The organism is Micromonospora arborensis, assembly GCF_003205615.1.
In the GTDB taxonomy this organism is placed as follows: Bacteria; Actinomycetota; Actinomycetes; order Mycobacteriales; family Micromonosporaceae; genus Micromonospora; species Micromonospora arborensis.
Genome location: NZ_PYBV01000063.1, coordinates 67,700 through 76,608, shown reverse-complemented (window position 1 = coordinate 76,608; position 8,909 = coordinate 67,700). Strand labels below are relative to the sequence as shown.

Here is an 8,909-nt window from a genome sequence, read left to right as displayed (position 1 = left end):
CAGACACCTACCCCAACACGGGTTTCCGTGTCCCTATCAGCGGTCCGCCGACGCCACCCGACCCAGCGACAACACCCCCCGGATCATCCGAACGACAGGGGCAGGAAGTCATACCGGGCCGGGCGACCGAGGGTCCCCGGCTGGGGACGATCAAAAAGGTAACGGGGTTACTGGGGGTCGGTGGCTGTCTGGGTCGCTGACCCTTCGGCGTGTCGGAGCAGCCCGTCGAGCGGGGCTGTCGTTGGCGCGGGGGCGCCGGGTCGGCGGGTGCGGACTGTGTCGTAGACGCTGGTGCCGAGGCGGGTCAGCGCGAGGGCGGCTGACAGGGCGACCACGATGCGGATGGCGTGACCGACGTCTGGTGCCCACAGCTGGAGTTTGGCTAGTCCGGCGCCCTTCCAGAAGGAGGGCACCAGCCACGTGGCGGTGGCTGCGACGGCGGTGCATCCGCCGATCCAGCAGGCGGTGGTGACGATCGTCCGGGTGCGTGAACGGGCCGGCGGGGTGGGGCCGTGTCGCCGGATACGGAGGATGCGGGTCACGGACCATCCCAGCATGACGAGCAGTGCTGCGGCGATGGCGAGCAGCCCGCCGAGGGCCCAGGTGTGAATCGGGTCTTCGGTGGCGGCCGTCGGTGTGCCACCGTGCAGAATGCGGGTCACGTTGAACGCTCCGGCGCTCAGCGGCGCGTCCATCGGCAGGCCGTAGATGTTGGTCATGATGATCACGGCGAGGTCCGCGTCGGGATCCAGCACGATGTGGGTGAAGTAGTCCGGGGTCGCGCCGGCGTGCCAGACGATGCGCGCGCCGACGCCGTCCAGGGTGCTGTTCTTCCAGCCGAACCCGTAGGTGCCGTGACCGGTGTCCACGGTTCCGGTGTGCATCTGTTTGGTGCCCTCGGCGCTGAGGATCCGGGTGTCGCCGAAGCGACCGCCGCCCAGTTGCGCGACGGCGTAGTGGGACAGGTCGTCGAGGCTGGCGGCGAGGAACCCGTACGGCACTCCGGCGGTGTCGAACGGCGCGGCGAAGCGCTGCGGCCGGCCGAGGTAGTACCGGTGCCCGGCGGGGATGCCGACGGCGCGGGCCTCGTCGGCGGTGGCCGCGGAGCGCGTCATCCGGAGGGGATCGAGCACGTGGCGGCGCAGGTAGCCGCCGAAGGTCTCGCCGGTGACGCTCTCGACGAGCGCGCCGAGGATCATGTAGTTGGCGTCGCTGTACTCGTAGGCCTGCCCGACGGGCGCGGTGGGTCGCAGGGTGCTCAGGTCACGCACGGATTGGGTCAGTGCTCCGGGCCGGTTGTCGTACCGGTCGGTCAGGTCGGTGCTCCACACCTGCGGTAGGCCGCTGGTGTGGAGCAACAGGTGGCGGACGGTGACCGTCCGGGCGGTGTCCGCGGCACCGAGTCGCAGCCACGGGAGGTACGTGGAGGCCGCGGCGTCGAGGTGGACCCGGCCGGACTCGACCAGTTGGGCCACCGCCAGCGCGGTGAACGACTTGCTCGTCGATCCGAGCATGAACGGCGTCTGTGTCGTCATCGGCCGTCCGTCGCCGTCGACACCCCAGGCACCCCGCTGGAGGATCTCGTCGCCGCGGATCACCGCGTATGCCAGTCCGGGTGCCCGTGTCTGCTTCAGATAAGTGTGTAGGTAGTGCTCGGTGGCGGCCAGTTCATCGACGGACGCGGGGCTGGCCGCGACGGGCGCGGCCGTCATGGCCAGCACGACAAGGCAGGTCGCTGCGCCGATGAGGCGACGGGTCCGCGTACGCAGTCGGATCAGGGTGTTCACGTCGAATGTCCTCCCCCGTCGGTGGTTCGTCAGCCGATCTGGCTCAGTAGCTTCTCGAGGGCGGCCAGTCGCTGCCGGACCTCGCCGAGTTCGTCCCGTACGCCCTTGAGCTCGCCTGCGGTGGCCTGCGCACTGTCGGCGCCCCGTTCGGCCAGCACTCGGTAGCCCTCCTCCCGGGCCGCCGCGTACCGGGCCCGATAGATGCTGGTCGCGATGAGACCGGCGACGGTGATCACCGCCAGCACGATCGCCGTCACGGCGATCGTGGAGGTCTGCGCCACGTCCAACGCCATCTGATGGGTCATTGCTCACTCCTCCTGTTGTGCGGCCGACCCCGAGCCGGTCAGGCTCTGCGCTGCCCGCACGATCGTGTCCAGGTCCAGGGGAACCGTGAACGGCACGGCCTGGACGTACTTCACCGAGCTGCCGTCGGGTGCGGTCACCAGTTCGCCGGTCACCAGGCCGGCCGCTTCCAGCTTCTGCAGGTGCATGTAGAGCAGTGGTCGGTTCATCTGCAGCTGCCGCGCCAACTCGCTGACGTAGGTGCGCTGCCGCGCCAGGGCGGCAAGGATGCGCAGCCGGTGTGGGCTGGCCAGGGCGGCCAACAGCGGCACGAGCTCGTCACCGGTCGGCGAGGTGCCGCTCATCCTGGACTCCCTCCTCGGCAGCCGGTGTCAGATTCCTCTGACACCCGGTGTCACAAAAGTCTGACAGGGGTGTCGAGAGGTGTCAACGCCAGACGAGGAACGTGGGATCGCAGTCGCCGCCCCTACCGGGTGCGGCTGGTTACTGCGGCGGAGCGCTGCTGCTCATTCAACGCGGTACCGGCCCGGCGCCGCTGACAGACACTGACGCGTCAGCCGGGCCCGGCGCGGTGGCGGATCAGCGGCGGCGGCTGGGTGAGTCGAAGCGGCCGGCGCGGATCTCGCGCAGGGCGCGGCGGCGGATGTCGCCGCGCAGAGTGTCGACGTAGAGGGTGCCGCGCAGGTGATCGGTCTCGTGTTGCAGCGCGCGGGCGAGGAACCCGCTGCCGGTGATGCTGAGCGGCTCACCGTGCTGGTCGACGCCGTGGGCGGTGGCGTGCAGGGCCCGTACGGTCGGGAAGTACAGCCCGGGGATGGACAGGCAGCCCTCTTCGTCGTCCTGGACCTCGTCGGACAGCTCCAGGGTCGGGTTGATCAGGTGGCCGCGGTGCCCGTCGGCGTCGTAGACGAACACCTGGGCGCTGACGCCGATCTGCGGCGCGGCGACGCCGGCGCGGCCGGGTTCGCCGAGCAGGGTGTCCATCAGGTCGGTGACGAGGGCACGCAGCTCGGCGTCGAAGGTGGTGACCGGCTCGCACTCGGTACGCAGGACGGGGTCGCCGATGATCCGGATGGGCCGCATGGTCATGCGGGTCAGCGTATCGCCGCTGGCGGCGGGGTCAGCGTCCGGCCAGGGTGGCGCGGATCGGGGCGGTCTTCGCGGCGGCTTCGGCGACCTCGGCGTCCGGGTCGCTGTCCCAGGTGATGCCGCCGCCGGCCCAGGTGTGCAGCGACTCGGCGTCGGCTGCGGCGGTGCGGATGGTCAGGCCGAGGTCGACGCGGCCGGGGGCGACCCAGCCCAGCGCGCCCATGCTGGCGCCCCGACCGACGGGTTCGAGGGCGCTGATCTGGGTCAGGGCGGCGTGTTTCGGGGCGCCGGTGACGGAGCCGCCGGGGCAGGTGGCGCGCAGCAGGTCGGCGAGGCCGAGCCCGTCGGCGGCGGCGGCGCGTACGGTCGACTCGGCCTGCCACAGGTCGCACCAGCGGCGTACGGCGAACAGGTCGTCGACGCGAACGGTGCCGGTGCGGGCGATGCGGGCGAGGTCGTTGCGTTCCAGGTCGACGATCATGACGTGTTCGGCGCGTTCCTTGGCACTTTCGAGCAGTTCGCGGCGGCCGGCGGCGGTGGCCGGGCGGGTGCCCTTGATGGGGCGGGTGATCAGGTGCCCGTCGGTGACCTCGACGAGGGTTTCCGGGGAGGCGCAGCCGATCGCCCAGCCGTCGCCGGTGAGGACGCCGCCGTAGCGGGCGCCGGGGAGCGCGCCGAGGCGGCTCAGGGCGGGCAGTGGGTCGCCGGTGTAGCGGGCGACGGCGTGCCCGACGAGGTTGGTCTGGTAGACGTCGCCGCGGCCGATGGCGGCGCGGACCGCGTCGACGGCGTCGGCGTGCTGGCGGGGCGTCCAACTCTCGGTCCACTCGCCGAGCCACCACGGCGCCGGTGGGCCGCCTGAGGTGGCCCGGGCGTGGCCGTGGTCGTAGACGACCACGGTGAGGTCGGGCAGCGCCGGCGTCGGCTCGGGTGCCGTGGTGGGTACGCCGGCCAGGTCCGCCCCGGCCGCGGCGGACAGGTAGAGCGCCGCGCCGCAGGCCCCGGTGTCGTGGTGGGCGGGGGCGGGTCGGGTCAGGTCGTGCAGGGGCAGGCCGTGCGCGGCGAGGAACTCCTCGGCCAGGGCGGCGGGGTCGCCGCCGTCGCCGAGGCGCCACTGCAGGCGGGCGCGTTCGGTGAGCACGCCACGACACGCGGCCGGTGCCGCGGGTACATCGACCAGCACCTGTGGGAGCGTTTCCACGCCGTACGGTCCGACCTTCCTCATCCGTTCAGTGGATTTCCCGTGCGCCAGGCCGACACCTGCTCGATGCTGGACACTTTCGCTTGGTACTGTGCGTCACTGGTCATGTGAACCATGACACAGTGCCCCCACAGTCCGGAGACCCTGATGTGCCAGCACCAACCGACCTGCCCCTCCGCTGAAGCCACCGACCGGGAAGCCGCACGGGTCCTCGCCTGCTTCCGTGAGCAGGGCTGGAGCCTGCTCTGCAACGGCGTGATCGTCTTCGAGGACACCGGCGAGTTGCTCCCCGACGGCAGCAGCATCGCACCGCACCGCGGGCCCGCCCGCCACGCCCTCGTAGCCTGATCGACCACACAGCGTCACCACATAGCCGCCGTCGACCCAGGCTAGTCCCCCGGTAAGGGACGTCCCGCCCAGGTCGCGGCGCCGCCGGGGCGGCCATACCGCCCGCCCCGGCTCGCCGTTGTCAGTCCTCGAAGGCCTCCGGCGACGGGCACGAGCAGACCAGGTTCCGGTCGCCGTACGCGCCGTCGATCCGCCGCACCGGAGGCCAGTACTTCCCGGCCCGGTCCACCCCGGCCGGGTACGCGCCCACCGACCGCGGGTACGGGTGCGGCCACTCGTCACCGCTGACCATCGCCGCGGTGTGCGGCGCGTTGGCGAGGGGGTTGTCCCCCGCCGGCCACGCCCCGGAACCCACCTGCTCGATCTCGGCCCGGATCGCGATCATCGCGTCGCAGAACCGGTCCAGCTCGGCCAGGTCCTCACTCTCGGTCGGCTCCACCATCAGCGTCCCCGCCACCGGGAACGACATCGTCGGCGCGTGGAAGCCGTAGTCGATCAGCCGCTTCGCCACGTCGTCGACGCTCACCCCGGTCGCCTTCGTCAACGGCCGCAGGTCGAGGATGCACTCGTGCGCCACCAGGCCCTTGTTGCCGGCGTACAGGACCGGGAAGTGCCCCCGCAGCCGCGCCGCCACGTAGTTCGCCGCGAGGACCGCCACGCCGGTCGCCCGGGTCAGCCCCTCGGCGCCCATCATCCGCAGGTACGCCCACGGGATCGGCAGGATCCCCGCCGACCCGTACTTCGCCGCCGAGATCGCCGGCGTCGCGTCCACGTGCGCGCCCAGCGGGTCACCCGGCAGGAACGGCGCCAGGTGCGCGCGCACCGCCACCGGACCCACACCGGGGCCGCCACCACCGTGCGGGATGCAGAACGTCTTGTGCAGGTTCAGGTGCGACACGTCCGCCCCGAACCTGCCCGGCTTCGCGAAACCGACCAGGGCGTTGAGGTTCGCCCCGTCGACGTACACCTGACCACCGGCGTCGTGGACCTTCGCGCACAGCGACGCGATGCCCGTCTCGTACACCCCGTGCGTCGACGGGTACGTCACCATGATCCCGGCCAGCGCGTCCTGGTGCTTCTCAATCTTCGCGTCCAGGTCGACCAGGTCGACGTTGCCGTTGTCGTCGCAGGCCACCACGACGACCCGCATGCCGGCCATCACCGCCGACGCCGCGTTCGTGCCGTGCGCCGACGACGGGATCAGGCACACGTCGCGGTGCGACTCACCCCGCGACGCGTGGTACGAGCGGATCGCCAGCAACCCGGCCAGCTCACCCTGCGACCCGGCGTTGGGCTGCACGCTGACCGCGTCGTAGCCGGTCACCTCCGCCAGCCACGACTCCAGCTGACCGATCATCTCCCGGTACCCGACGGTCTGGTCGTCCGGCGCGAACGGGTGGATGTTCGCGAACTCCGCCCAGCTGACCGGCTCCATCTCCGTGGTGGCGTTCAGCTTCATCGTGCACGACCCGAGCGGGATCATGCCCCGGTCCAGGGCGTAGTCGAAGTCCGACAACCGCCGCAGGTAGCGCAGCATCGCCGTCTCCGAGTGGTGGCTGCGGAACACCGGGTGGGTCAGGAAGTCACTGGTCCGGGTCAAAGCCGGCGGCAGGGTCGGGTCGACGGCCCCGTCGAAGCCCGGCACACCGAACGCCTCCCACACCGCCGCCAGGTGCGCCACGGTCGTCGTCTCGTCGCACGACACACCCACCCGGTCGGCGTCGACCAGCCGCAGGTTCACCCCCCGCTCGGCGGCCGCCGCGACGATCTGCGCCGCCCGGCCCGGCACGGCTGCGGTGACGGTGTCGAAGAACGCCACGTCCGCGACGTCCACGCCACCGGCGCGCAGCCCGGCCGCGAGCCGCGCCGCCATGTCATGGGTACGCGCCGCGATGTCGCGCAGCCCGTCCGGGCCGTGGTAGACCGCGTACATGCCGGCCATCACCGCGAGCAGCACCTGCGCGGTGCAGATGTTGCTGGTCGCCTTCTCCCGCCGGATGTGCTGCTCACGGGTCTGCAACGCCAGCCGGTAGGCCGGGTTGCCGTCCGCGTCGCGCGACACCCCGACCAGACGCCCGGGCAGCATCCGCTCCAGGCCCGAGCGCACCGCGAGGTAACCGGCGTGCGGCCCACCGAAGCCCATGGGTACGCCGAACCGCTGCGTGGTGCCGGCGGCGATGTCCGCGCCGATCTCCCCCGGAGCGCGCAGCAGCGTCAACGCCAGCAGATCCGCGGCGACGGTCACCAGGGCGCCGGCGGCGTGCGCCGCCTCGACGAGCGTCGCGTGCTCACGCACCGCACCCGACGCGCCGGGGTACTGCAGGTGCAGGCCGAAGAACTCCGCCGGCAACTCGTCGGCATCGACGTCGAGGACCCGCACGTCGATGCCGAGCGGCTCCGCCCGACTGGTGATCACCGCGATGGTCTGCGGCAACGCGTCGGCGTCGACGACGTACACCGGGCTCTTGCTCTTGGACGCGCGGCGGGCGAGGGTCATCGCCTCCGCGGCGGCGGTGCCCTCGTCGAGCATGGAGGCGTTCGCGGTGGCCAACCCGGTCAGGTCGGTGACCATCGTCTGGAAGTTCAGCAGCGCCTCCAGGCGGCCCTGGCTGATCTCCGGCTGGTACGGGGTGTACGCCGTGTACCAGGCCGGGTCCTCCAGCACGTTGCGGCGGATCACCGCCGGGGTGTGCGTGCCGTGGTAACCCAACCCGATCATGGAGACGGCGACGGTGTTGCGGGCCGCCAGGGCTCGCAGCTCGGCGATCGTTTCGGCCTCGGTCGCCGGGTCCGGCAGGTCGAGGGTGCCGTGCCAGCGGATCACTTCGGGGATCGCGGCATCCATCAGCTCGTCGATCGAGTCGTGCCCGACGACCTCCAACATCCGACGTTCATCGTCGGGGCCGGGACCGATGTGACGGGTGGCGAACTGCTCTACGGTCATGGGGGCACTCCCGGGGCGAGGTCGACGTGTCGGCCTCCCCCTCTGTCACACCCCACAGGGGCGCTCCACAGTGCCTGCCCACGAGGTCCTTTTGCCTGAGAGGTTCCGGGGAGGATTTGCCCCTTCGGCGCCGCCCTGCGTGCTGTCGGGCGGTCTCTCCCACGTGGGTGTTACCGGCATGGTCAACGCTACCAGCGCCGGTGTTTCCGGCAGATGTCCTACCCCGGGCTCCTGCTCACAGCGGTGCGCGTCTGCGCGGTCACACCCCGACCGTCGTCGCCGCGTCACCGACGACCCGCGCGGCCAACTCCGGCAGCAGCGCGCCCAGCGGCGCGTCGACACGCACGGTGGCGTGGCCGTCGCCACGGGTCGGCCCCTGGTTGACGATCGCGACCGGAATGCCCAGTTTCGCCGCCCGAATCACGAAACGGCGCCCGGACATCACCGTCAACGACGACCCGAGCACCAGCAACGACCGGGCCTGCTCCACGGCCGCGAAGCAGCGCTGCACCCGCTGTGGCGGCACCGTCTCCCCGAAGAACACCACGTCCGGCTTCAACATCCCGGTGCCGCAGATCCCGCAGTCCACCGGCCGGAACGCCGCCACCTGCTCGTCGGGGAGATCAACATCACCGTCCGGGTTCACCGCGGCGACCTGCGCCACGAAGTCCGGGTTGGCCTCGCGTAGCCGCCGGTCCAACTCCTCCCGTGAGGTCAGGTTGCCGCAGTCCAGGCAGGTCACCTCATCCAGACGACCATGCAACTCGATCACCGACGTGCTGCCGGCCGCACCGTGCAGACCGTCGACGTTCTGGGTGATCACCGTGTCGACCAGGCCGGCGTGTTGCAGCCCCGCCACCGCCCGGTGCCCGGCGTTCGGCGCCGCACCCGCGATCAACCGCCACCCCAGGTGGCTACGCGCCCAGTAGCGCCGCCGTGCCAGGGGATCCCGGGTGAACGCCTGGAAGGTCATCGGGGTGTGCCGCCGCGCGACGCCGCTGGGCCCCCGATAGTCCGGGATGCCCGACTCGGTGGACAGGCCGGCGCCGCTGAGCACCACCACCCCACCCCCGGCCAGCAGCGAGGTCAACACGTCGAGGCTCTCCGTCACCCCTCAATGCTGCCTCAACCCACCCGCCGACGCCGACGGGCAGGGCTGTGAGCGCAGCCGCAGCCGGAGGTGACCGTCGGTCACCTCCGTCAGGGCGGATGCGGGAGTGAGCGGTATACCTCAGAG

Annotated in this window: 8 protein-coding genes and 1 riboswitch; of the genes, 1 reads left to right on the top strand and 7 read right to left on the bottom strand. The window is 71.6% G+C overall.

All coding sequences use genetic code 11. The annotated features are described in order from the left end of the window. Window positions 1-167: 167 nt before the first annotated feature. From C7C45_RS32410 to C7C45_RS32390, 5 genes are all read right to left on the bottom strand, one after another. Window positions 168-1,787, bottom strand: coding sequence for a serine hydrolase domain-containing protein (locus C7C45_RS32410; RefSeq protein ID WP_110568652.1), 1,620 nt, complete (start codon window positions 1,785-1,787; stop codon window positions 168-170). A 29-nt stretch (window positions 1,788-1,816) separates the two neighbouring features. Then, window positions 1,817-2,092, bottom strand: coding sequence for a hypothetical protein (locus C7C45_RS32405; protein WP_146247474.1), 276 nt, complete (start codon window positions 2,090-2,092; stop codon window positions 1,817-1,819). A 3-nt stretch (window positions 2,093-2,095) separates the two neighbouring features. Beyond that, window positions 2,096-2,434 carry an ArsR/SmtB family transcription factor gene (locus tag C7C45_RS32400; RefSeq protein ID WP_110568647.1) on the bottom strand — a complete coding sequence of 113 codons (339 nt, stop codon included), beginning with the start codon at window positions 2,432-2,434 and terminating at the stop codon, window positions 2,096-2,098. 235 nt (window positions 2,435-2,669) lie between these two features. After that, window positions 2,670-3,179, bottom strand: coding sequence for a peptide deformylase (gene def, locus C7C45_RS32395; protein WP_110568645.1), 510 nt, complete (start codon window positions 3,177-3,179; stop codon window positions 2,670-2,672). A 31-nt stretch (window positions 3,180-3,210) separates the two neighbouring features. After that, complete coding sequence (locus tag C7C45_RS32390) at window positions 3,211-4,431, bottom strand: chorismate-binding protein (RefSeq protein ID WP_208641512.1); 1,221 nt, start codon at window positions 4,429-4,431, stop codon at window positions 3,211-3,213. A 96-nt stretch (window positions 4,432-4,527) separates the two neighbouring features. Between C7C45_RS32390 and C7C45_RS32385 the strand changes: the two genes are divergently transcribed. Continuing rightward, window positions 4,528-4,728 carry a DUF5999 family protein gene (locus C7C45_RS32385; RefSeq protein WP_007460326.1) on the top strand — a complete coding sequence of 67 codons (201 nt, stop codon included), beginning with the start codon at window positions 4,528-4,530 and terminating at the stop codon, window positions 4,726-4,728. A gap of 121 nt (window positions 4,729-4,849) precedes the next feature. Here the strand turns inward: C7C45_RS32385 and gcvP are convergent, their stop codons facing one another. Together gcvP and C7C45_RS32375 are read right to left on the bottom strand one after the other, a co-directional pair. Then, window positions 4,850-7,672 carry an aminomethyl-transferring glycine dehydrogenase gene (gene gcvP / locus C7C45_RS32380; protein ID WP_110568641.1) on the bottom strand — a complete coding sequence of 941 codons (2,823 nt, stop codon included), beginning with the start codon at window positions 7,670-7,672 and terminating at the stop codon, window positions 4,850-4,852. 73 nt (window positions 7,673-7,745) lie between these two features. Further along, a riboswitch (glycine riboswitch) is annotated at window positions 7,746-7,844 on the bottom strand. A gap of 87 nt (window positions 7,845-7,931) precedes the next feature. Further along, a complete protein-coding gene (locus C7C45_RS32375) occupies window positions 7,932-8,783 on the bottom strand; it encodes an NAD-dependent protein deacetylase (protein ID WP_110568639.1) in 852 nt (283 codons plus the stop codon). Between the last annotated feature and the right edge of the window lie 126 nt (window positions 8,784-8,909).

Excerpts from the sequence above, each read along its gene's own strand:
- C7C45_RS32405 (WP_146247474.1), bottom strand. The coding sequence starts at position 2,092 with ATGACCCATCAGATGGCGTTGGACGTGGCGCAGACCTCCACGATCGCC.
- C7C45_RS32400 (WP_110568647.1), bottom strand. The coding sequence starts at position 2,434 with ATGAGCGGCACCTCGCCGACCGGTGACGAGCTCGTGCCGCTGTTGGCC.
- def (WP_110568645.1), bottom strand. The coding sequence starts at position 3,179 with ATGACCATGCGGCCCATCCGGATCATCGGCGACCCCGTCCTGCGTACC.
- C7C45_RS32385 (WP_007460326.1), top strand. The coding sequence starts at position 4,528 with ATGTGCCAGCACCAACCGACCTGCCCCTCCGCTGAAGCCACCGACCGG.
- gcvP (WP_110568641.1), bottom strand. The coding sequence starts at position 7,672 with ATGACCGTAGAGCAGTTCGCCACCCGTCACATCGGTCCCGGCCCCGAC.